The sequence below is a fragment of the Leucobacter tenebrionis genome, assembly GCF_019884725.1.
Taxonomy (GTDB): domain Bacteria; phylum Actinomycetota; class Actinomycetes; order Actinomycetales; family Microbacteriaceae; genus Leucobacter; species Leucobacter tenebrionis.
In genome coordinates this window covers 2,447,878-2,471,221 of record NZ_CP082322.1, presented here as the reverse complement: position 1 = coordinate 2,471,221, position 23,344 = coordinate 2,447,878, and the positions used below count along the sequence as shown (strand labels likewise).

Annotated in this window: 18 protein-coding genes; 11 read left to right on the top strand and 7 right to left on the bottom strand. The window is 70.1% G+C overall.

Annotation, left to right across the window (positions count from 1 at the left end; genetic code table 11):
* Nucleotides 1-48: 48 nt before the first annotated feature.
* Nucleotides 49-321, top strand: coding sequence for a mycoredoxin (locus KVY00_RS11300; RefSeq protein WP_223043050.1), 273 nt, complete (start codon nt 49-51; stop codon nt 319-321).
* 6 nt (nt 322-327) lie between these two features.
* On the opposite strand, the gene KVY00_RS11295 is transcribed toward KVY00_RS11300, so the two are convergent.
* The 5 genes from KVY00_RS11295 to manA form a co-directional block, all read right to left on the bottom strand.
* Entirely contained in the window at nt 328-1,365 is a 1,038-nt protein-coding gene (locus KVY00_RS11295; RefSeq protein WP_223043049.1) for a 6-phosphofructokinase, read from the bottom strand.
* A gap of 295 nt (nt 1,366-1,660) precedes the next feature.
* Nucleotides 1,661-3,877: a DEAD/DEAH box helicase gene (locus KVY00_RS11290; protein WP_223043048.1), complete on the bottom strand. Its 2,217-nt coding sequence runs from the start codon at nt 3,875-3,877 to the stop codon at nt 1,661-1,663.
* Between the two features lie 154 nt (nt 3,878-4,031).
* Nucleotides 4,032-4,973: a bifunctional riboflavin kinase/FAD synthetase gene (locus tag KVY00_RS11285; protein WP_223043047.1), complete on the bottom strand. Its 942-nt coding sequence runs from the start codon at nt 4,971-4,973 to the stop codon at nt 4,032-4,034.
* Nucleotides 4,973-5,443, bottom strand: a complete 471-nt coding sequence (locus KVY00_RS11280) for a hypothetical protein (RefSeq protein WP_255572863.1) — start codon at nt 5,441-5,443, stop codon at nt 4,973-4,975. Before KVY00_RS11280 ends, KVY00_RS11285 begins: the two co-directional genes overlap by 1 nt.
* A gap of 163 nt (nt 5,444-5,606) precedes the next feature.
* A complete protein-coding gene (gene manA, locus KVY00_RS11275; RefSeq protein ID WP_223043046.1) occupies nt 5,607-6,872 on the bottom strand; it encodes a mannose-6-phosphate isomerase, class I in 1,266 nt (421 codons plus the stop codon).
* Nucleotides 6,873-6,921: 49 nt separating this feature from the next.
* Here manA and KVY00_RS11270 point away from each other — a divergent pair, with 49 nt between their 5' ends.
* From KVY00_RS11270 to KVY00_RS11260, 3 genes are all read left to right on the top strand, one after another.
* The gene (locus KVY00_RS11270; RefSeq protein ID WP_223043045.1) at nt 6,922-8,325 is read left to right on the top strand and encodes an O-antigen ligase family protein; all 1,404 of its coding nucleotides are present in this window, start codon (nt 6,922-6,924) and stop codon (nt 8,323-8,325) included.
* A gap of 4 nt (nt 8,326-8,329) precedes the next feature.
* Entirely contained in the window at nt 8,330-8,686 is a 357-nt protein-coding gene (locus tag KVY00_RS11265; RefSeq protein ID WP_255572614.1) for a hypothetical protein, read from the top strand.
* Nucleotides 8,687-8,779: 93 nt separating this feature from the next.
* Nucleotides 8,780-10,684, top strand: coding sequence for a glycosyltransferase (locus KVY00_RS11260; protein WP_223043044.1), 1,905 nt, complete (start codon nt 8,780-8,782; stop codon nt 10,682-10,684).
* A 15-nt stretch (nt 10,685-10,699) separates the two neighbouring features.
* Here KVY00_RS11260 and glf read toward each other — a convergent pair whose 3' ends face one another.
* The gene (glf, locus tag KVY00_RS11255) at nt 10,700-11,839 is read right to left on the bottom strand and encodes a UDP-galactopyranose mutase (protein ID WP_223043043.1); all 1,140 of its coding nucleotides are present in this window, start codon (nt 11,837-11,839) and stop codon (nt 10,700-10,702) included.
* A gap of 50 nt (nt 11,840-11,889) precedes the next feature.
* Between glf and KVY00_RS11250 the strand changes: the two genes are divergently transcribed.
* A complete protein-coding gene (locus KVY00_RS11250; protein WP_223043042.1) occupies nt 11,890-13,770 on the top strand; it encodes a class I SAM-dependent methyltransferase in 1,881 nt (626 codons plus the stop codon).
* 225 nt (nt 13,771-13,995) lie between these two features.
* Nucleotides 13,996-14,898 (top strand): hypothetical protein, encoded by a 903-nt coding sequence (locus tag KVY00_RS11245; RefSeq protein ID WP_223043041.1) that lies wholly within the window; start codon nt 13,996-13,998, stop codon nt 14,896-14,898.
* Between the two features lie 11 nt (nt 14,899-14,909).
* Here KVY00_RS11245 and KVY00_RS11240 read toward each other — a convergent pair whose 3' ends face one another.
* On the bottom strand, nt 14,910-15,863 hold the full coding sequence (locus KVY00_RS11240) for a Gfo/Idh/MocA family protein (protein ID WP_223043040.1): 954 nt from the start codon (nt 15,861-15,863) through the stop codon (nt 14,910-14,912).
* Nucleotides 15,864-16,016: 153 nt separating this feature from the next.
* Here KVY00_RS11240 and KVY00_RS11235 point away from each other — a divergent pair, with 153 nt between their 5' ends.
* The 5 genes from KVY00_RS11235 to KVY00_RS11215 all read left to right on the top strand — a co-directional run bounded on the left by KVY00_RS11235 (nt 16,017) and on the right by KVY00_RS11215 (nt 23,335).
* Nucleotides 16,017-17,276, top strand: a complete 1,260-nt coding sequence (locus tag KVY00_RS11235) for a glycosyltransferase family protein (protein ID WP_223043039.1) — start codon at nt 16,017-16,019, stop codon at nt 17,274-17,276.
* Nucleotides 17,260-18,474: a glycosyltransferase family protein gene (locus tag KVY00_RS11230; protein ID WP_223043038.1), complete on the top strand. Its 1,215-nt coding sequence runs from the start codon at nt 17,260-17,262 to the stop codon at nt 18,472-18,474. The genes KVY00_RS11235 and KVY00_RS11230 overlap by 17 nt, the downstream gene beginning before the upstream one ends.
* Before the next feature lies 1 nt (nt 18,475).
* The gene (locus KVY00_RS11225; RefSeq protein ID WP_223043037.1) at nt 18,476-20,953 is read left to right on the top strand and encodes a glycosyltransferase; all 2,478 of its coding nucleotides are present in this window, start codon (nt 18,476-18,478) and stop codon (nt 20,951-20,953) included.
* A 191-nt stretch (nt 20,954-21,144) separates the two neighbouring features.
* Entirely contained in the window at nt 21,145-22,206 is a 1,062-nt protein-coding gene (locus KVY00_RS11220; protein ID WP_223043036.1) for a glycosyltransferase family A protein, read from the top strand.
* Nucleotides 22,207-22,252: 46 nt separating this feature from the next.
* Entirely contained in the window at nt 22,253-23,335 is a 1,083-nt protein-coding gene (locus tag KVY00_RS11215; protein ID WP_223043035.1) for a glycosyltransferase, read from the top strand.
* Nucleotides 23,336-23,344 lie beyond the last annotated feature (9 nt).

The following is a 23,344-nucleotide window of genomic DNA, read 5'->3' as shown; positions in this document are numbered from 1 at the left end:
GGGCGAGTAGTGTGGGGCAGGATCGCATCCTACGACCGAGGAGAGAGCATGAGCGCGGCACTGAGCGACTTCGTACCCGAGACCGGCACCATCACGATGTTCTCGACCGAGTGGTGCGGCTACTGCAGGAGCCTCAAGCTCATGCTCGACAAGAGCGGCATCGGCTACACGGAGGTCGACATCGAACGCACCCCCGGCACGCCCGAGCTAGTCGAGCAGGTCAACGGCGGCAACCAGACCGTGCCCACGGTCGTCTACCCCGACGGCTCCACCGCTACGAACCCGTCGCTGAACGACGTGAAGGCAGCCCTGGGACTCTGACTCCCGCTACCCGAAGTTGAGGCGCGCCTCCTCGTAGCGCTCCGCGGGCACCGTCTTGAGGCGCCCGACGGCCTCGGCGAGCGGCACCATCTCGATGCGGTCGCCGCGCAGCCCGGCCATGGTGCCCCACTGACCCGCGAGCACGGCGTCGGCGGCGGCGATACCGGTGCGCGTGGCGAGCACGCGGTCGAACGCGGTGGGCGATCCTCCCCGCTGCACGTGCCCCAGCACGGTCGCGCGCGCCTCGATGCCGGTGCGCTGCTCGATGAGCGGGGCGAGCACCTCGGCGATGCCGCCCAGCCGCGGCCGCCCGAAGCCGTCGAGCCCGTCACGGGTCACCGCCCCCGCGGAGCCCTCGAGCCGGAAACCCTCCGCCACGACCACGAGCGACGAGCGCCCGCGATCCCGAACGCTCAGCACCCACTCCCCGATCTGCTCGATGGACTCGGGGAACTCGGGGATCAGCGAGACCTGGGCGCCTGCGGCCATACCGGCGTGGAGCGCGATCCACCCCGCGTCCCTGCCCATCACCTCGAGCACCATGCAGCGGCGATGCGACTCGCCCGTGGTGCGCAGCCGGTCGATCGCCTCCGAGGCGATCGACACCGCGGTGTCGAAGCCGAAGGTGTAGTCGGTGCCGCCGAGATCGTTGTCGATCGTCTTCGGCAGGCCGATCGCCGGGATCCCGCCGTCGTTGAGCAGGTTCGCGACGGTCTGCGTGCCGTTGCCGCCGATCAGCAGCAGACCGTCGAGGCCGTACTGCGCGATGCGATCCCGAACCGCCTCGAGACCGGCGTCGGGATCACTGCCCTTCTCGAACGGGGGCACGCGACTCGTGCCGAGCATCACACCGCCGAGGGGAGAGAGGCCGCGCACCGCGGGCCGGTCGAGCGGCACGAAGTCGCCCTCGTGGAAGCCGCGCCAGCCGTCCATGAAGCCGACCATCTCGAAGCCGTGCACGTCGACCCCGCGCAGCACCGTGCCGCGAATCGCCGCGTTCATGCCGGGACTGTCGCCGCCGGAGCAGAGCACACCGATGCGCATGTCGTTTCCTCCCGGATCGAGCACCGGGCGGGCTCGCGACGCCCACCCGTTCAGACCTGACCCATGCTAGCGGTGGCGAGAATGCGCCTGACAGGTAGATTTCCGCCAACTTCGATACGGAATCTGCCACGGGTGCGGGTGCGAGCGCTCTCCAGGCAGGAGATCCTCGTCTCTGCGGGCGGAAACAGGCAGAAGCACCCGCACAGGGACGGATCTCCTACCTGGGCACAGCTTCCTACCCGGACGCGGCAGCACCTAGACGCGGCAGCGCCCGGGCCCAGTGCCCGGGCGCGGATCAGGAGCCCAGCGCCTTCTCCAGCACGCCGATGAGGGCGAGCAGCTGCACCGAGTCGGCGTCCTCCGCCGGCGCGGCGGCGCCGTCGAGCGCCCGGGCCGCAAGCCCGGCCTTGCCGTCGATCAGCTCGGCGATCTTCGCGTCGATCGTCTGCGCTGCGACGATGCGCCACGCGGTCACGGGCTCCTCCTGGCCGATGCGGTGCACGCGGTCGATGGCCTGGGTCTGCTCGGCGTCGGTCCACGAGAGCTCGGCGAGCACCACGTTCGACGAGGCCTGCAGGTTCACGCCCACGCCGGCCGCGGTGAGCGAGCAGACCGCGACGGCCACCTCGGGGTCCTTGTTGAACGCGTCGATCTGCTCCTGGCGGAACGCCGCCGTCTGATCACCGCGGATCGAGACGGTCTTGAGCCCGGCCTCGGCGAGCTGCGCCTCGACCCGATCCATCACGTCGATGTGCTTGGCGAAGAACACGACCTTGCCCACCGAGCGTGCGAGCTGCGCGGTGTAGTCGGCGGCGAGCCCGGCCTTCGCCTGGCCGATCTGGCGCACCATCGTGAACACGTTCGTGCCGTCGGCGGAGGCGTTCGACTCCTCGAGCTCCTGCGCGCACACCATGCGGATGATCGCCGCGTCGGAGAGCTTCTCGCCCAGCTTGCCGTTCTTGACGGCGTTGAAGCGATCGACCAGCTTGCGGGCGAGCTTCGCCTCGGCGTCGCGGATGCCGCGGCCGAGCTCGTCGTCGAGTTCGACGGGCAGATCGACCACGCGCTTCGCGGGCAGGTCGGCGGCGACGTCGATCTTGCGGCGGCGCACGATGCCCATGTCGACCACGCTCTGCCGCGCCTCGGGGTAGAAGGTCGGGTCGGCGGGGGTCCAGCCGTTGTTCTCGAGCCTGGCCATGAGCTCGGGGCCGGGCTTCTCGGCGTCGATCCAGCCGAGGAACCGCCAGATGGCCCGGAAGTCGTCGATGTCGTTGATGAGCGGCGTGCCGGTGAGCGCGACGAGCAGCGGGGAGACGCCGGGGGTGCGCTCGCGGATGCTCTCTGCGATCGCGAGCACGTTGCGGGATCGCTGCGACTGCACGTTCTTGATCATGTGGGCCTCGTCGACGACCATGCCCTTGAACCCGAAGCGGGAGATCCAGCTCAGATGGCGGTCGAGGATCTCGTAGTTCACCACGAACACGTCGGCGAAAGCGTCGATGTCCTGGCCGTCGCCGTGGATCACCGTGACGCGCCGCTGCGGCGTCCACCGCTCGACCTCGCGCGCCCAGTTCATCTTCACGACGTTGGGCACGACCACGAGCAGCGGGTAGGCGCCCGCCACCGATGCCGCGAGCACCGACTGCGCGGTCTTGCCGAGGCCCGGCTCGTCGGCGAGGAGGAAGCTGCGATGCCCCTCGCTCACGCTCGCGAGGAACCGCGCCTGGTGCGGCATGAGCTCGCGTCCGGGGGGAGCCAGGCGGTCCGGCACGGGGGGCGCGGGCAGGTCCATGCACGCGGATCCGCCGCCGCCCTGCTCGAACGCCTTGAGCAGCGGCCCGAGCAGCTCCCAGTTGGCGAGGCGCACGACGGGGGTCGGCTTGCTCGGCGGCGTGAGGTCGGGCGCGAGGAACGGGTTGGCGAGCATGCGGGCCTCGATGCCGGCGGGCTCGACCTGGCGCTCGGCGAGCTCCGGCGGCACGAAGGCCTGCGCGGGCTCGGCCTTGCTCGGCTCGTCGTCGGGGAGCTCGATGCCGGCCTGGGTGAGCATCTTGCGCTTGAGCAGGCGGGTCGCCTCGGTGATGGGCGCGGCGGGCTCGAGCAGCGTGATGAGGCTCGTGTCGCGCGCGGCCGTCTTCGCGAGGATCGCCGCCACGCCGTCGAGCCGTTTGAGGGTCTCGGCGCGCTCGGCCTCGCTCACGTTCTCGTCGGTCTTGACGCGAGCGCGCTCCTCGCGCATGAGCAGCGCGATCACGTGGAACTTCGTGCGTCCGGCCGGGCTCGCCTTACCGCGCTGCGCCGAAGCCTCGACCTCGCGCACGGCGCGGGCCAGCAGCGGGATGATGCCCTCGTTGTGGGTGTGCTGCTTGCGGCGAGAGCCGCCCCGCTGACCGTTCTTCTGGGCTCCCTGCGACTTCTGCGGGGCCTGGGCCTTCGGCGTGCGGGAAGACTTGGGCGCGGGCTCGACTGAACTGTTCGCAGCGGGCTGACGCTCGGCAGTGGTGAATGCCAATGGATCTCCTGATCGGCGTGGTGCGACCCCGGCCTGCATGCCGGGAGTCGGGTCGCACGCGGCTTCCGAGCCTGACCTCATGCGCGGCATGGGGCTCGAGAACGCTTCGCGAATCGCGACCGTGCCCCGATCCTACCACTCGAGGCTGGGAGATTCAGTGGACGAGGATCTCTCGGGCGCGAGCCACATCGGCCTTCATCTGCACCAGCAGATCCTCGAGCGAGTCGAACCGTTCCGTGCCGCGGAGCCGGCGCGTGAAGCGCACCTCCATCCGCTGCCCGTACAGGTCGCCCGAGAAGTCGAGCAGGAAGGCCTCGACGCGCGACTGCCCCTCCGGGGTGAAGGTGGGGTTGTTGCCGACGGAGATCGCAGCGGGACGCGGATCGGCGCCCCCCAGCACCGCCCAGCCGGCGTAGACCCCGTCTCCGGGCACGAACCCCTCGATGGCCCCGCCCAGGTTCGCCGTGGGGAATCCGATCTCCCGACCCCGGGCGTCACCGTGCACGACCTCGCCGCGCACCGCGGGCGAGCGCCCCAGCATGCGTCCGGCCGCCTCGACCTCGCCCGCGAGCAGCGCCTCGCGCACTCGCGACGAGGACACCTGGTGATCGCCCTCGGCCGCCACGAGCTGCAGCATCCGCGCGGTGAAGCCGTAGCGCTCGCCCAGCTCCCGCAGCAGTTCGACATCGCCGGCCCCCCGGTGGCCGAAACGGAAGTTGGCGCCCATGATGATGTGGCGCGCGCGCAACCGCTCGACCAGCACCTCGCGCACGAAGTCCACGGCCGGGATCGAGGCCACCGCCTCGTCGAACTCGATCATCACGCAGTCGTCGACTCCGGCGGCTGCGAACCCCTCGAGGCGCTGCTCCCGGCTCATGAGCGGCTTGGGGCAGAGCTCGGGGCGCAGCAGGCTGAGGGGGTTGTTGGAAAAGGTGAACACGACGGCGGGCCGACCCGCCGCGTGCGAGTCGTCGACGAGGCTGCGCAGGATCGCCTGGTGCCCGAGATGGAGGCCGTCGAACTTGCCGATGGCGACACTGCTGCCATCGGGGTAATCGGAGGGGCGGATCGCGTCGAGCGTCTCGATGATGCGCATCAGGCGGATCCCTCGCCTCGAGCCGGGGCCCCGGCTGCCTCGCGCCCGGTGCTCCGCAGCCACAGCAGGCCGAGCACCGGCAGCACGAGCGGGATGAAGACGTAGCCGATGCCGTACTGCGACCAGACCGAGGGGTGCGCGAAGAGCTGGGGGGCGATGAGACTCAGCGTGCCGACGATCAGCACGCCGCAGAGCTCGAAGACGAGGGCCCATCGCGCGACGGCGCGCCAGGCGCCGTGCCCGCGTTTGATCAGCGCGACCGTCGCCACGATGTAGACCAGACCGGCGACGGCGGAGAGCGAGTACGCGAGCGGGGCCTCGTCGAACTTGGTCAGGATCTGGTAGACCGAGCGGAACGTCGCCGCGATGGCGAGCACCAGGTAGACCGCGATGAGCACCTTGCCGAGCCCGCTCGACTGTTCCGCGGTTCGCGCCGCCGCAGCGGTCGCCGGCTGTTCGCTCTGGGGCACGGATTTCGACACGACCACAAGTTTACCCGGGCACGGCTCCGAGGCCGGCCGTCATCCTGGGCGAGCGGAGCGAGTCGCAGGATCGCCGCCGGATTCTGCGACTCCCTGCGTTCACGCAGAATGACGGAATACAGGCTCGCGCAGATTGACGGAAGCGCCCCGCCTACTCCCCCACGGTCGCGAGGAAGACCTCGCCGTGCCCGGTGAGCCGCACCGGATCGCCCGCCGAGACGTAGAGCGACTGCCCGCGCCTGGCCGACGCCACCTCCGCGAGTCCATGCTCGCCCTCGGCCTTGCGCTCCACTCGCACCCGGCCGGAGGTCACCATGAGCACGAGCGGGTGCGGAGCCGGCACCTCCACGAGCGGGGAGCTGCCCTCGGGGGCCTCCGCCCTCATGCTCTCCTCGGGATCGCAGAGCCTCGCCCGCAGCAGTACGAAGTCGGGCACGTCGGGCCTCCACGCGACGAGCCCGCGCCCCACGCGCTCGCACGGGAAGCGCGGCTCGGCGAGCTCGCCCGTATCGACGATGCGGCACAGCTCCGCGATGTCGACGTGCTTCGGGGTGAGCCCGGCCCGCAGCACGTTGTCGGATGACGCCATCACCTCGACCGCGATGCCGCTCAGGTAGGCGTGCATCTGCCTGGCGCGCAGGTAGACGGCCTCGCCGGGTTCGAGCCTCACGAGGTGCAGCAGCAGGGAGACGAGCACACCGGGGTCGCCCGGGTGGGAGGCAACGAGATCCCGCAGTACGCACGCACGGTCGGGATCGAGCGGGCTCTCCTCCCCCTGCACCGCGGCCGCGAGCGCCGCGAGGGCGCGCCCCACGATCTCGTCGCCGCTGAACGCCCACACGAGGAATTCGCGTCGCAGGGTCTCGGGATCCGCCCCCCGCAGTCTCGCCTCGACCGCTTCGAGCGCCTCCGCGCCATCGTGCTCTCCGGCGCGGCGAGCGGCAGCCGCGAGCAGCCGCAGTTCGTCGCGGGCCGCGGTGAGCGGGCGGAATCCGCTGAGTGCCCTGACCTCGCTGAGCGCGACGAGCAGCTCGGGCTTGTGATTGGGATCGCCGTAATTGCGGTGCGGGGCGTCGCGGGGCACGCCGGCCTCTTCCTCGGCAGCGTATCCGGCCGCGGCCTGCTCGAGGTCGGGGTGCACCTGCAGCGACAGCGGCGCCCCGATGGCCAGCACTTTGAGCAGGAAGGGCAGCGGGCCGCCGTCGACCCCGTACAGCTCGGGGTCGCTCTCGACCAGGTCGATGAGCGTGCGGTCGCCCGCCGAGGCCTTCGCCACGTGCGCGGGGCTGCCCGGGTGCGTGCCGAGCCAGAGCTCCGCCTGAGGCTCGCCCGTCGGCGCGAGACCGAGCAGGTCGGGGAGCGCGTCTCGCGAGCCCCACGCATAGGTGCGCGGAGTGTTCTCGATGAAGATCAGCATGGCCCCTCCTCATGCCGCCTGCCATGGGCAATGCTCTACCATACCGACTATGGCGCAGAGCAGAACCCGACTCGGCGTGAGCGCGTACGCGATCTGCGTCTTCGTGCTCGCGCTCGGCAGCAACGGCGTGCGCAACGTGGTGGGCTGGTGGGGGTTCCTCGCGCTGGCCGCAGCGCTCACCGTGTGGGGCGCGGTGCTCTTCGTGCGCGAGAAGCCGGCGCGGTTCCGCTGGTACCGCCTCCCCTCCCCGGTCTACTGGTTCCTGGTGCTGGCGGCGCTCTCCATCGCCTGGTCCCAGTACCGCCTCGAGAGCGTGCTCGGCGTGATCGCGCAGCTTGCCACGACGCTGCTCGCGGTGGTGCTGGCGTTCGTGCTCACCTGGCACGAGGTGCTGCGCACCCTCGGCACGGCGCTGCGGTACCTGATCGGGCTGTCGTTCGCGTTCGAGCTGTGGGTGTCGCTGTTCATTCGCGAACCGGTGTTCCAGAACTTCCTGGTGTTCGTCGATGTGCCCGAGGAGGGCAAGCCCTCGAAGCTGCTCTACTGGAGCCGCGACCTGCTGTTCTCGGGCGGCCCGATCCAGGGGGTCGTCGCGAGTTCGGTGCTGTTCGGCTTCATCGGCCTGCTGGGGCTGATCGTGTTCGGGATCCAGCTGCGCGCCGGGCTCGTTCGGCCGTTCGCCGGCTGGTTCTGGGTCGCGGCGGCCGTCGCGACCCTGCTGCTGACCCGCGGAGCGACGGTGTGGGTGGCACTCGCCGCGGTTGTGGTGGCGCTGGGGCTCGCGCTGTGGGCTCGACGTCTGCAGCCGGAGCACCGGGTTCCGCTCTACGTGACGGCGGGCGCGCTCGTCGTCGCGGCCGTCGCCGCGGTGCTGTTCGCCCGCGACTTCGTGTTCGGCCTGCTCGGCAAGAGCGGCGACATGACCGGGCGGCTCGAGACCTGGGAGGCGGTGATCCGGCTCGCCGAGCAGCGGCCGTGGTTCGGCTGGGGCTGGGTGAGCTACTGGGCTCCCTGGGCGGAGCCGTTCAAGTCGCTCGACGAGAAGGCGGGCCTGCCCGTGATGAGCGCGCACAACGCCTGGCTCGACGTGTGGCTGCAGCTCGGCATCGTGGGCGTGCTCGCCTTCGCGCCGCTCGTGGTGCTCACCGTGTGGCGGGTGTGGTTCCGGGCGGTCGATCCGCCCCGCCGCGGCTTCGGGCCGCCCCTGCCGTACGCCACGAGTGCGCTGTGGCCGTTCCTCGTGATGGTCGCGCTGATCGTGCAGTCGCTCACCGAGAGCCGGCTGCTGATCGAGGGCAACTGGGTGCTGCTCGTACTGCTGGCGGTGAAGTCGCGCTTCGACTTCGAGCTGCCGTCGCAGGATGCGGAGCCGACGGCGCTCCCCTGGCGGCGCGTGCCGATCCCCCGAGCGACCGGCGCCATCGATATTCCGCGGCAGACGCGGGCACGGTGACGCCATGGACATGACCACGGAGCGCCTCGTACAGCTGCGGGCCGAGGCGCGCGTCGAGCGCGACACGATGATGGAGCACCGAGTGCGCGACGGCGAGGACCCGGCCACCGCCTACGCGGAGGTGCCCGAGATCGACGACCTCGTGGTGCTGGCGCTGCGCGACGAGATGCTCGAGGATCGCGGTCAGCTCGCCGAGTTCGGGCTGGCCAGGCTCGCTGCGCGCTCGGGAGGGCCCGACGCCCAGGAGCACCGCCTCAACGCGGATCGCGTGGAGTTCGAGCTGCTGCGCGAGATCGCGGCCGCTGCGCCCCCGCTCACGGTGGCGGTGTGGCGGGCGAGCCACGATCTCCAGGTGGGGTAGGGGCGCTCCCCGCGAAACGGGGCGCGGTGCTTCAGCAGCGGCTCGCTAGGATTGCACTGCACCATCGTCAACGGCTGAGAGGTCCCACGCTCGATGTCCAACACACTTCAGAACGTCGTCTTCCCCCAGGGGAAGGATCCCGATGTGCTGCCCCTCTACGCCGATCCCGAGACCTGGTCGACCATCAACGGCTCAGCCGTTCGACTCAGCGCCGTGGCGAGCATCGATAACGTGCTCTCCCGATCGAGCGCGCGCGTGCGGGCGGGGCGCCGCGTCTCGTACGGCACCTACTTCAACGCGTTCCCCGCGGCCTACTGGCAGCGGTGGACCGTCGTGGACCGGGTCACGCTGACCCTGCGCACCCGCGGGGCCGGCACGGTGCTGGTCTACCGCTCCAACTCGAACGGCGCGCAGCAGCGCATCGATTCCCGCCCGGTGACCGGCGAGAGCGTCTCCGAGTTCGAGCTGCCGCTCACGGCCTTCGGCGACGGCGGCTGGTACTGGTTCGATCTCATCGCGGGCGATGAGGATCTGGTGCTCGAGGGCGGCGAATGGACCACCGAGGCGGAGCCGACCGTACCGGGCAAGCTGAGCCTCGGCATGACCACGTTCAACAAGCCCGACTACTGCGTGGCGACGCTCGAGAACATCGCCGGGAGCGCGGCGCTGACCGAGGCGATCGACCGGATCCTGCTGGTCGACCAGGGCGATCGCAGGGTGCGGGACGAGGCCGGCTTCGACGAGGTCGCCGCGCGACTGGGCGAGAAGCTGCGCGTCATCGAGCAGCCGAACCTGGGCGGATCGGGCGGCTTCGCGCGCTCGATGGCCGAGACCCTCGAGCTCGACGACACCGATTTCCTCATGCTGCTCGACGACGACGTCGAGTTCGAGACCGAGAGCGCGCTGCGCGCGCACCAGTTCGGCAGGTTCAGCCGCACCCCCGTGATCGTCGGCGGCCACATGTTCGACCTGCTCGACAAGCCGGTCATGCACGCCTGGGCCGAGGTGGTGCGCCCCGATCCCTTCATGTGGGGTCCGTCGTTCGAGGAGCAGCACCGCCACGACTTCCGCAAGCAGAACCTGCGCCAGACCGCGTGGATGCACGCCCGCCTCGACGCCGACTACAACGGCTGGTGGATGTGCATGATCCCGAAGCGGATCATCGAGCAGATCGGCCTACCCCTCCCCGTCTTCATCAAGTGGGACGACGCGGAGTACGGCCTGCGCGCCCGCGACGCCGGCTTCCGCACCGTCTCGATGCCCGGCGTGGCGCTGTGGCACGTGTCGTGGCTCGACAAGGACGACACCCAGGACTGGCAGGCGTTCTTCCATACGCGCAACCGGATCATCGCCGGTCTGCTGCACTCGGATCGGCCGCGCGGCGGCCGCCTGCTGCAGAACAGCGGCAGGCAGGATCTGAAGAAGCTGCTCAACATGCAGTACTACGCGGTGCAGCTCGCGGTCGACGCGCTGCAGGCCGTGCTCGACGGCCCAGAGGGGCTGCACGAAGACATCTCGACCGCCATGCCCCGCGCCCGCGCGCTGGCCAAGGACTTCCCCGAGACCCGCGTCTACCGCCCGGGCGACCCCGAGATGCCAATCGCGCGAGGCGGCCGCGCCCTCCCCTTCCTCGGCGAGAGGCCCGAATCGCCCAGGGGCGCTGGCCTCGCGCTGTTCACGCTGCGCATGGTGCCGCAGCACTGGCGGCGCGACGGCGACGAGACCCGCGCACCCCAGCCCGAACTGGAGTACGCGAAGCGCGATGCCTTCTGGTGGCAGATCCCGCACCACCGGAGTGTGATCGTGGGCACCGCCGACGGAGCGGGCAAGTCGTGGTACCGGCACGACCGCGCCAAGTTCCGCCGCCTGCTGCAGCAGAGCCGCAAGCTCACGCAGGAGATCGAGAAGAACTGGGACGCGCTCGCCGCACAGTACCGCGCGGCCCTGCCCCGAATGACCTCCGTCGAGGAGTGGAAGAAGACCTTCGAGGGCCGGTAGCCGCGCCGCGGCCGCTCAGAGGATATCGGGCAGCTTGTTGTTGAACATCGACAGCGCCGAGCCGATGGCCATGTGCATGTCGAGGTACTGGTAGGTGCCGAGGCGCCCGCCGAAGAGCACGCGGTTCTCGCGGTCGGCGAGCTCGCGGTACTTGAGCAGGCGCTCGCGGTCCTCGGGGGTGTTCACCGGGTAGTAGGGCTCGTCGTCGCGGGTCGCGAAGCGGGAGTACTCGCGCATGATGACGGTCTTGTCGGACGGGTACTCGCGCTCGGGGTGGAAGTGGCGGAACTCGTGGATTCGGGTGTACGGCACGTCGGATCCCGCGTAGTTCATCACGCTGGTGCCCTGGAAGTCGCCCGTCGGCAGCACCTCCTGCTCGAAGTCGAGCGTGCGCCAGGCGAGCTCCCCCTCCGAGTAGTCGAAGTAGCGATCGACGGGGCCCGTGTAGACGATCGGCACCGTGCCGACCATCGCCCGCTTGTTGAGCGGCTGCGTCTCGTCGAAGAAGTCGGTGTCGAGCCGAACCTCGATGTTCGGGTGGTCGGCCATCCGCTCGAGCCACGCCGTGTACCCGTCGACCGGCAGCCCCTCGTGGGTGTCGTTGAAGTAGCGGTTGTCGTAGGTGTAGCGCACGGGCAGGCGGGAGATCACCTCGGCGGGCAGTTCGGTGGTGGGCGTCTGCCACTGCTTCGCCGTGTAGTCGCGGATGAACGCCTCGTAGAGCGGGCGGCCGATCAGCGAGATGCCCTTCTCCTCGAGGTTCTTGGCCTGCTTGGTGTCGAACTCCTCGGCCTGCTGCGCGATCAGGGCGCGCGCCTCGTCGGGCCCGTAGGCCGCCCGGAAGAACTGGTTGATGGTGCCGAGGTTGATGGGCAGCGGGTAGACCTCGCCCTTGAAGTTCGAGTACACCTTGTGCTGGTAGCCGGTGAACTTCGTGAAGCGGTTCACGTACTCCCACACCGTCTCGTTGGAGGTGTGGAAGAGGTGCGCCCCGTAGCGGTGCACCTCGATGCCGGTCTCGGGCTCGGCCTCCGAGTAGGCGTTGCCGCCGATGTGGGAGCGGCGGTCGATCACGACCACCCTCTTGCCCTCGCTCGCAGCGCGCTCAGCAATGGTGAGACCGAAGAAACCGGAACCGACTACCAGAAGATCCATGTCCACCAGCATACGGGTCTAGACTTGATCCAATCCCCACGCATATGCCTATGACTTCGCCCCCCTCCCTCGCCAGCGCCGACGCCCTCGTGCTCACCGGGATCCCTCGGGGCACGGCCTCCGTCGATGTGCTCTTCGACGAGAAGCGGATCTGGTCGATCGATGTGCGCGAGCTCGAGAAGGACCCGGCCGAACACGAGCTCCGTCTGCCGTGGCCCGAGCCGCTGCGTCCGTTCCTGACGGGCCGCACGCACGTCAGCGTCGTCGACTCCGCATCGGGAGAGGTGCTGCTCGACGGGGGCGTCTCGTTCGACGGGCGTGAAGACCGCGTGAGGGTGCAGAACGATGACGGCGTGCCGCTCATGCTGAACAAGTGGGGCCGACTCGGCGTCGCGCTCGAAGCCATGGACGACTCGACGAGGCGGCTCATCGTCGAGCGGTCCGCCCTGATCGTCGAGCAGCTGCGCGGACTCGGCTTCGAGCCGTTCGTGGTCGGCGGCACGCTGCTCGGCGCGGTGAGAACGGGATCGCTGCTGCCGCACGACGACGACGCCGACATCGCATACCTCTCCCGGTTCACGGCCCCCGCCGACGTCGCCGCCGAGGCCTTCAGGCTGGGCCACCGCCTCGAGGAGCTCGGGTACGAGATCAGGCGCCACAGCGCCACGCACATGCAGCTCATCTTCCGCAGCGCGACGGGGTCGATCCAGCACTACATCGACGTGTTCTCGGCGTTCTTCACCGACGACGGCCGCATCAACCAGCCCTTCCACGTGCGCGGCGAGATGCGCCGGGAGCAGATGCTCCCCTTCGGCACGGTCACACTCGAGGGCGTCGACTTCCCGGCCCCAGCCGACGTCGACCGCTGGCTCACCATCAACTACGACGAGAACTGGCGCACCCCGATCCCCGGCTACCGCCTCGAGACTCCTCCCGACACGAGGCGGCGCTTCGACGCCTGGTTCGGGGGCTTCAACCTGCTGCGCGAGTTCTGGGACGAGCGCTACGAGCGACCCGAGGCCGTCGCGCAGGACGAGGTCTGGGAATCGGGAGTGGCGTGGCTCGCGGGGCAGCCGTTCGAGAGCGGCACCGTGTTCGATCTGGGGAGCGGCGGCGGCAGACTGGCAGGCCGTCTGGCCTCGGGGCACCCGGGAACGCGGATCATCGCCGCCGACTACTCGGTAGCCGCCCAGCGCACGGTCGCGCGAGTGCAGACCGCACCCAACATCGAGGTGGCGCACATCAACCTCTACCGTCTCTTCTCGCTGACGCTGCCCGCTCGGCTCGGGGTCGACGGGCCCTTCGACATCGTTTCCAACCACCTCCTCGACCAGGTCGGGCACCTGGCGAGGCCCATCGCGCTGCGCATGTTCCGCATGGCGCTCCGTTCGGGAGGGCGCGTGTACGCGGTCTGCAACGGAGCTCCCGCCGCGCGGATCGACGAGGCCGATCCGACCACCTGGCATCTCGACAAGTTCCTGCTGCGCCTGGATGCACGAGAACTCGGCATGGCCGTGGATATCGTCGATCTCGATGAACGCGTTACCGGCGATAGTCGGCCCGAGGAACGCGGTCGCAAACCCTACGGGGCCGTCTTCAGGCTCGCCGACGCCCCATACCCGCGAAAGGACCTCTCCATGAAACAGCGGCTCAAACGAATCCTGTTGCGGGCGGGTCAGAGCAGCACACGCGCCGAGGTCGAGACGCTTCGGGCCCGCGTCACCGAACTCGAGAACGAGCTCGAGGAGGTGCGTCGCGACAACCTGCGCGTGGCCGAGCTCATCGACCTCGCCGAGCAGACGCTCACGCCGGGGGCGGCGCCGGGGTCGGCACCTCGGCAGGCCCCGGGGTCGGAGGCTCGACAGACCCCGGGGGCGGCGCGGCCCGAGCGCGGCGAGCCCAGCACCGGCCCCCAGCCCAGCGGCACCTGACCGAGACGACCCCTTTGTATCGAGTCAGCCCATATTTCACGTGAATCCCAGGCCGGCTCGATACTTTCGGGCCGGCTCGACGGCGGACCGGGCCGACCGAGGTCCGAGACCGAGCGGAGACTGGGCCGAGTCCGGGCCGAGACCGGGCGCGAACCCCACGTATGCTGGGGTGGTAGCGCGACTGCCGCGGCGGCACCGCAGCCGCCCGGCATGCAGGGAGGCATCATGTCGGATACGTTCAAGCACACGGTCGGGATGCTCGCGGCGGGGCTCATCGCCTTCGCCGCTGTCGGAGGAGCCTACCTGCTCACCGAGCCGGATCGGGATCCGCAGAGGCCGGTCCACGTGGACGACTCCGGTCATCAACCGCCGGAGGAGCCGCGGAAGGATCCCGCGCACTCCGATGACACGGACGAGGCGTTCCTCGGCCGGTGGCAGGCTCCGCCGCCCGCCAATCAGGACGCGTTCGTCGAGTTCACGGAGTACGGGCTGTGGTTCGCCTCCGACGGCTGCAACCGCGCGAACGGCACGTGGGCGGTCACCGCCGAGGGAGATTTCCGCACGAGCGACGGCGGTGTGCTCACCCAGATCGGGTGCGACAACGTGCCGATCCCGAGCGCGGTATGGGCGGCGGAATCGGCCGAGCTCGGAGACGGAGAACTCAGACTCATCGACGGCGAGGGCACCGCTTTCGAACTGGTGCGGGCGCGCGCCGGGAGCATCTCCCTTGCGGGCCGATGGGTCACCGAGGACGAGCGGAGCACCGGCGACTCCTTCGTCGAACTCCGCGAAGACGGCACCTGGACAGGCTCGGACGGCTGCAACAGCGCTGCAGGCAGCTGGAAAGCCCACGCGAGCGAGGACTACAACGGGGGTGTCTTTGACGGGGACGCCGGCGGAGCCGCCGGCGCCGACGGAGCCGCGCTCATCCCCGGGGTCATCGAGGTGGAGCTGACCTCCGGCATGACCGAGATGAGCTGCGACACCATCGACACCGTCAATCTCCCGATGCGGCTCTCCGAGGCCGACGGCTTCGCACTCGGCGACGGCGGCAAGCTCATGATCACCGACAGCGCCGCTCCTGATCCGGCCGATTGGGAGTCGTTGACGCTCGTGCGCGCGAACTGAGGCGGCGCCCGTCAGCCCTGCTGCAGCGCCGAAGCGATGATGCGGTGCGCGGGAAGGATGCTGCGGCGCTCGTCATCGGCATCGACCGCGCCCTCCACGAGGTCGACGAAGTACTCGAACTGCGCGGCGAGCGGTTCGAGCCCCGAGACCTCGGGCACCTCGATCTCGGTCATCTGCTTGAAACCGGCGCGATCGTTGGTGCTCTCGATGTTGGTGTGGCGGTACTTGGTGACGCTGCGCAGCAGCAGGTCGACCTCGACCATGGAGTCGAGCGACTGGATGGTGAGCTTGCGCACCTTGCGCTGCCCGACGCGGCTGGCGGAGGCGGAGGCGATGCCGTTGCCGGGGAAGCGCAGGGTCATGTCGATCACGTCTTCAGCGCCCTCGACCGACTCGGGGTGGAAGTAGCCGAGTTCGGCATTGACCTTGTCGGGGGTCTGCGATCCGAACATGCGCGAGATGAGGTCGGCGTCGTGCACGAGCACGTCCCACGCCACGCCGGTCTTGATGCGCGACCAGTAGGGCGAGTGCCGCTCGGCCCGCACGTAGACGGGCTCCTCGATGAGGGACTGCGCTGCGATGACCCCCGCGTTGTAGCGCTCGAGGAAACCGCACTGCACCGGCACTCCGCGCTGCTCGGCGGTCGCGAGGATCTCTTCGGTCTGCTCGAGCGAGGGGCAGACCGGCTTCTCGATGAGCACCGGGATACCGGCGTCGAGGATCTCCTTGGCGATGCCGTAGTGGTACTCGGTCGAGGCTGCGACCACCGCGGCGTCGGCCCGCTTCAGCGCCTCGCCGGCCTCGGGGAACCACTCGCCGCCGTACTGCTCTGCCGCGGCCCGTCCGTTCTGCTCGAAGGGATCGACGATCCCGACCAGATTGGCCCGAGCCGAAGACGAGATGATGCGGGCGTGATTGCGCCCCATCGATCCGGCGCCGAAGAGCACCACGTTCGGCTGAGCCATGAGCCATCTCCTAACGACGAGAGCGGCGCCATCCCGGCCGGGGCGGCGCGAACCACACCAGTTTACGAGATTCCCCCGGGTGCGCCCCGCCCCATCATGGCGGGATAGGATTGCCCGCATGCTGACCACCGGCCGAGCGGGGCTACTCGAAACGTGAACCGCAACACCCTGCCCCGCTGGGCGAATTCGATCATCGATCGCATCGCCGACTCGCCTGAGAGTGCCGTCGGTCGCCTCGCTGCGAAACGCCTCGGTCGGCCCGCTCCCATCGGGAGCGTACCGACGACCTCCTTCGACGACCGCCCCACGAGAGTGCTCATCGCTCCGGTGAACTACTCGGGGCAGGGGCGGGCGTGGGCGGCGGCGCTCGAAGCGGCTGACGCCTCGATCTCGGCCAGGAACATGGCGTTCGATGTGCCGGGCGGGTTCTCCTTCGATGCCGATCTCGTGGTCCCCGTGGGCACCTACCACAACGATCCCGACTGGCAGCGGCGGCAGCTGGAGGCGGCGGCGAGCGCGACGCACGTGCTGGTAGAGGCGGAGGAACCTCCCTTCGGGCGTTTGTTCGGCCGATCGGTGGCGGCGCAGGTCGCGGCCCTGCTCGAGCGCGGCGTGAGCACGGCCTACCTCGGGCACGGCGTCGACGTCCGGCTGCCCTCACGCCACATGGAGGCGAACGAGTGGTCCTACTTCCGCGATCCCTCCGTCTACTGGCCTCGAGCCGAAACACTGGCATCCCGCAACATCGATCTCCTGCGCTCGAGCGGGCTGCCCCTCTTCGTGTCGACCCCGGATCTGTTGATCGATCTGCCCGAGGCCGTGTGGTGCCCGGTGGCGGTCCACCCGGAGCGCTGGAGCGCCCCGAGGAGGGAAGACGCTCCGGGTCGGCGGTTGAGAGTGGTGCACGCGCCCTCGATCGCCGCCGTGAAGGGCACCGCTCTGATCGTTCCGATACTCGAACGGCTCCATGCGGAGGGCGTGATCGAGTTCAGCCTGATCCAGGGTGTGCCCTCCGCGGAGATGCCTGCCCGGCTCGCGGCGGCCGACGTGGTGCTCGACCAGTTCCGGCTGGGCGCCTACGGCGTGGTCGCGTGCGAGGCGATGGCCGCGGGCTGCGTGGTGATGGGACACGTATCCGAGCAGGCCAGGGCGGCGGTGCGCGAGGCGAGCGGACTGGATCTGCCGATCGTCGAGGCGACACCGGATACCCTGGAAGCCGAATTACGAGCGTTGGCCGAGGTTCGGGACCTGGAGCCGCATCGCCTCGCGGGGCGGCGATTCGTACGCGAGTTGCACGACGGTCGGAGCGCGGCTCGCGCTCTGCTCGATCACTGGATCGCGCCGCAGAGCGGGCGGGCACCCGCGGATCCCCGCCCCGGACGAGAGGAGACGGATCATGCACCCGGTAGCTGAACGGCTCTGGCGCGCCATGCCCAAGATCGCGCAGGATACGATCGCGACCTCCGTCGACCGTGCTCGCGGCGTGAAGGCACCGCCCACCCCGCTTCCGGACCCGGCGAAGCCGTACCGCGTGCTCATCGGCCCGGTCAACTACGCCGGCCAGGGGCACCTGTGGGCGCGTGCGCTCGAGTCGACGGGCCTCGTCTCGGCGAAGAACTACGTGCACTCGGGCAACAACCCGCTCGGCTATCCTGCCGACTTCACCATGAGCTGGCGCACCGCCGAGCACTCGCGTGCGTGGCAGAAGGACATGGTCGAGACGCTCTCGAACCACTACACGCACGTGTTCTTCGAGGCGTGCATGCCGGTCCTCGGCGGCCTCTTCAAGGGAGACATCCTGAAGCAGGTCGAATTGCTCGAGAGCCGCGGTCTGACGGTCGGCATGATCGGGCACGGCAACGAGATCCGGCTCCCGTCGGCGCACGTGGCGCGTGAGCCGTGGTCGCAGTTCCGCGACGGCGTCTGGGAGTCCGTCGACATCATCGAGCCCGTCGCGGCCGGCAATCTCGAACTGCTCGAACGACTGCAGCGGCCCACTTTCGTGTCGACGGCGGGCCTGCTCGAGGACGTGCCGTCCGCGAAGCTCATCGGCGTGATCGTCGACCCCGATCGCTGGGCCAACGACGAGCCGCTGCTCGTGCGGGATCGCATCAGGGTCGTGCACGCCCCCACCAATCCCAAGCTCAAGGGCACCACGCACGTCGCTCCGGTGGCGCGCAAGCTGCACGACGAGGGCGTGATCGAGTACGTCGAGCTGGAGGGCATCCCCCACAGCGAGATGCCGCGCGTGTTCGCGGAGGCCGACGTGGTGCTCGACCAGTTCCGCGTCGGAGACTACGGGGTCGCCGCGTGCGAGACCATGGCCGCTGGCCGGGTGGTGCTCGCGCACGTGAGCGAGCAGGTGCGCGAGGAGGTCGAGCGACAGGCCGGGATGCCGCTGCCGATCCCCGAGACCACCCTCGACAGCGTCGAGGAGGTGCTGCGCGATATCGCCTCGATCGATGGCCGCGAGCGCTATCGGCGGATCGCCGCGCAGGGGCCCGAGTTCGTTCGCCGCCTGCACGACGGCCGCTTCTCGCGCGGCGTGCTCATGGATTTCATCGCGGGGACGGCGACCGCGGAATCCGACGGATCCGGAAACCGGGGGTAGCGTGCGCTTCCTCATCGTCTCCCGAATCTACCGCCCCGAGCCCTCGGCCGCCTCGTTCTTCCTCGGCGGCGTGGCCGACGCGCTCACGAGCGCGGGGCACGAGGTCGAGGTGCTCACCGCGAAGCCTCTGCCCGGTCAGGGCGAGGGTTCGCGCGGCGAGCGGATCAGCACCTTCCCGGTGCTGCGCGACGCGAGCGGCTATGTGCGCGGTTACGTGCAGTACATGAGCTTCGACGTCCCGCTCGCGTTCCGACTGCTGTTCGCGAAGCGCCCCGCGGCGGTGTTCGTGGAGCCGCCGCCCACCACCGGCGCGGTCGTGCGGGTGATCTGCGCGATCCGCCGCATCCCCTACGTCTACGACGCCGCCGACATCTGGTCGGACGCGGCGGGCCACGCGACGAGTTCGGGGCTCGTGGTCAGGGTGCTGCGGTGGCTCGAGACGTTCGCGATGCGCGGTGCGGCCTCGATGGTCACGATCTCGCAGGGAGTCGTGGATCGCGTACGCGCACTCGGGGTGCGGGCGCCGATCGCGGTGACCGGTTTCGGCGCCGACACGGAGGTGTTCGGATACGAGGATCGCGAGATCGAACGCACCTTCATCTACGCAGGCACCTACACCCCCCTCCACGGCGCCGAGGTGCTGGTCGACGCGTTCGCCGAGTTCTCTCGCACGCACCCCGGGTATCGGCTGCGCTTCATCGGCAACAGCACCGAGCAGGAGCCCATGCGGCAGCGCGCCGAGAACCTCGGCGTCGGCGCAGCGGTCGAGTTCGCGGAGGCGGTGCCGGCCGAGGAGCTGCGCCCGCAGCTCGCGTCGGCGCTCGCCAGCCTCGCGACGCTGCGGCCGGGCGGCGGCTACGAGTACGCGTTCACGTCGAAGGCGTACTCCTCGCTCGCGACGGGATGCCCGGTCATCTTCGCCGGCCCGGGTCCCACCGCGCCGTTCATCGAGCGGGCCGCGGCCGAGGCGCCGGTGGGGGCCGCCGTCGACTACTCGCCGGCAGCGATCGCCGAGGCGATGCGGAACATCGCGGATCACCCACGCACTCCGGCGCAGCGCCGGCAGGTGGCCGAGTGGACCGCCGCGCACCACTCCATGCGCTCGGTTACCGAGCGCGTAGCCGACACGGTCGTGCGCGTCGGCGGCGGGGCGGCCGCAGCCCACGGCGGCTCCGCTCCTGACGGCTCGGGCGAGAACCCGGCCTCCGACGGCTCTGCTGCCTCCGGCGAGCAGAAGCCGAGACCGGACCTGAGCGGCTTCTTCGGTGCCATCGCGAGCTGGGCGGTGAAGCATCGCTCCAAGATGCCGCGCTGGGCGCAGCGCACCATGGAGTCGGCGGCGCGCAACCCCGACGGCCTCGTCGGTCGACTCGCCGGCCGACTGCTGGGGGGTGGGTCGGCGCCCGTCACGACCGTGCCCGAGGCCGAGGTGCGCGTCTACATCGCCCCCACGAACTACGCGGGTCAGGGATATCTCTGGGGCCGCGCGCTCGAGACCGCTGACTCGCGGATCGCGGCGCGCAACATGGCGGTCGAGCTGCCCGGCGGCTTCGCGTTCCCGGCCGACACCCTGGTGCCGATCGCCGCGGTCAACGCGTCGTCGGAGTGGGCGGAGGCCGAGTGGGAGGCCGCGCGGCGCTTCACGCACGTGCTCGTCGAGGCCGAGCGCTCGATGTTCGGCAAGCGGTTCGGGCGCGATCTCGAGGCCGAGATCGCGGCGCTCGAGGCTGAGGGGATCTCCGTCGCGTTCCTCTGCCACGGAACCGACGTGCGCGATCCCGATCGCCACATGGAACTCACCCCGTGGTCGCCCTATCTCGACGATCCGAGAGTCGACGACCTCCGCGAGGACGCTCGCGAGAACCTCGCACTGCTCGGGCGCCTGCGTCGCCCGACCTTCATCTCAACCCCCGATCTCGCCGTCGAGGTACCCTCGGCCTCGTGGTGCCCGGTGGTGGTCGACCCGGAGCGATTCGCGAGCGACGGGCCGGTCCTGTCCGGCGGCCCCGCGCGCGTCATCCATGCGTCGAGCAACGCGGTGCAGAAGGGCAGCGACCGTATCGAACCCGCCCTCGCGGAGCTCGTCGCCGAGGGTCTGGTCGAGTACGAGCTCATCACGGCCGTGCCGACGAGTGAGATGCCCCGCGTCTTCTCAGCCGCTGATATCGTGCTCGACCAGTTCAGGCTGGGCTCCTACGGGGTCGCCGCGTGCGAGGCGATGGCCGCCGGCAGGATCGTCGTGGGGCACGTGCTGCCCTTCGTGCGCGAGCGGGTGCTGCGCGACTTCGGGATCGAGCTGCCCATCGTCGAGGCGACCCCGGACACGCTCCGAGAGGTGATCGAGGGGCTGGTCCGGGATCCGGAACGCTCCAGGAGGATCGCCGCGGCCGGGCCCGCGTTCGTACGCAGGGTGCACTCGGGCGAGGCCAGCGCGAGGGCGCTCATCGACGGCTGGATCGAACGCCCTTCTGGGCGCTGACACTCACCTCAGCTGCAGACCGGCGACCGGCCATCTTTCGGCCGAGGGCCCGATGCAGGCACCCATTCCAACGAATATACGACGCTCCGCTCCGGCACGAAGCTGGAAACCAGAAACTGTGGAGAACTGCCGTGAACAGGCTCCTGTGAGCGACGTATCCGTGCCATATCCAGACCAGTAGGATGAGCGTCGTGAGCGAGCACACCGTCGACGTCATCATTCCCGTGCACTCGCCGGCACGGCCCGTGACGCGCGCCGTCGCTTCGGTGATCGACGCGACGGCCGCAGCGGTGCGCGTGATCGTGGTCGCCCATAACACCGACCCCGAGAGCATCCGCGCCGCCCTCGGAGAGTTCGCGGATCACCCCGGAGTCGACCTGCTCGAACTGCACGACGGGATCCGCTCCCCCGCCGGTCCCCGCAACCACGGCATCGATCACGCCTCGGCCCCCTACCTCTCGTTCCTCGACTCGGATGACACGCTGCGGCCCGGAGCGCTCGACTCCTGGCTCGCGTTCGCGTCGTCCGGGGCCGAGGCGGTGCTCGCGCGGATCGAGCGCGCGGGATCGGATGCACCGGATCCGCTGCCCCCGACCCGACCGGGGCGCACGCGGAACCTCGACCCCGTCCTCGACCGGCTCCCCTACCGCAACGAGCCCGTCGGGCTCCTCTCCCGCACCCGTTTCGACGACCTCCGGTACACACCCGGCCTGGCCTCGGGTGAGGATCTCGAGCTCTCCGCGCGGATCTGGTTCAGCGGCGCCTCGATCGCCTACGATCGCCACGGGCCCGCCTACGTCTTCGGCGATGACGCGGAAGACCGGGTCACCGCGGTGCGGCGCAGCCTCGATGAGGACTTCGCCTTCCTCGAGGTCGTGGCCGAGGGAGGGTGGTTCCGCCGCCTGAGCCGCCGTCAGCGGCGAGTGTTCGGGGTGAAGGTGTTCAGGCTCCACTTCTTCGACGCGGTGCTCGCCCGGTTGCACGGCGAGGGCGGGCTCGCGGCGCACCGCCAGGAGTTCGCCGCGCTGGTGCGGCGCATCGAGGGCATGGCACCCGGATCCCTCGCCCTCCTCTCCCGCCGCGACCGAGCCGCGATCGACGCGGCCCTCAGTCCCGACTCCGACTCCGCGCTCGTGATGTCGCTGCTCGAAGCGCGCTGGCTCGGCGGCGTCGACGCGATCCTGACCCGCAATCCACTGCTCTCGCTGCACCGCCAGGGCCCGCGCCGCACCATGCGCGACATGACGGTGTGAGGGTCGCACCCGCCGGTCCGCGGTGCGGGGGCACTAGCATCGAAGCATGACCGAGCCGCTCGTCGACCTCACCATCGCCGTCCACTCGCGCACTCGACCCGTCGCCCGCGCCGCCGCCTCGGTGCTCGACCACACCCGGGCGCCCGTGCGCGTGAACGTGGTCGCGCACAACATCGACCCCGAGATCATTCGCGAGAACCTCGGAGCGTATGCCGACGACCCTCGGCTGCGCCTGCTGCACCTCGCCGACGGCATCCACTCGCCGGCCGGTCCGATGAACCACGGCTTCGCCTCGTCGACGGCGCCGTTCATCTCGGTGATGGGCTCCGACGACGAGCTCGCACCGGGCGCCGTCGACTCCTGGCTCGCGCTGCAGCGCGAGACCGGCGCCGACGCCGTGCTCGCCCGCATTCGGCTCGCGACGGGATCGACCGACCCCTACCCTCCCGTGCGCGGCGGACGACGCACGCGCCGCCTCCACCCCCGCAAGGACCGCCTCGCCTACCGCAGTGCACCCCTCGGCCTCATCAGCAGGGAGCGCTTCGGAGGGCTGCGGCTCACCGAGGGCCTCGCATCCGGTGAGGATCTCACGTACTCACTCACCGTCTGGTTCACCAGCGACGCGCTGGCCTACGATCTCGACGGCCCGGCCTACGTCATCAACGACGACGCCGGCGACCGCGTCACCTTCTCGGCCCGCCCCGTCGCGCAGGATTTCGCGTTCATGGACGAGCTGGAGAGCCTGCCCTGGTTCGCGGAGGCTCCCCTCGCGGATCGCGCCTCGATCATCGCGAAGCTCGTGCGCATCCATGTCTTCGACGCGATCCTCGCCCGAGTGCGCACCGCGGAAGACCTCGCCGAGCACCGCGACGAACTGCTCGGCCTGCTCCATCACTTCCAACGGCTGGCCCCCCGCGTGGGACGGCTGCTCTCGCGGGCCGACCACGCGGTCTTCGACGCGCTGCGCGATCCCGAAGCCACCCCCGAGCGCATCATCGCAGCCCTCGAGGCGCGTCACGCCTACCTCTCCCCGGCCTCGCTGCTCACCCGCAACCTCTTCTACGCGCTGCACCCGCAGGCGCCGTTCCGCACGCTGTTCGCCGGTTACCGCGTGATGAAGCGGGCCTGAAGCCGTCGC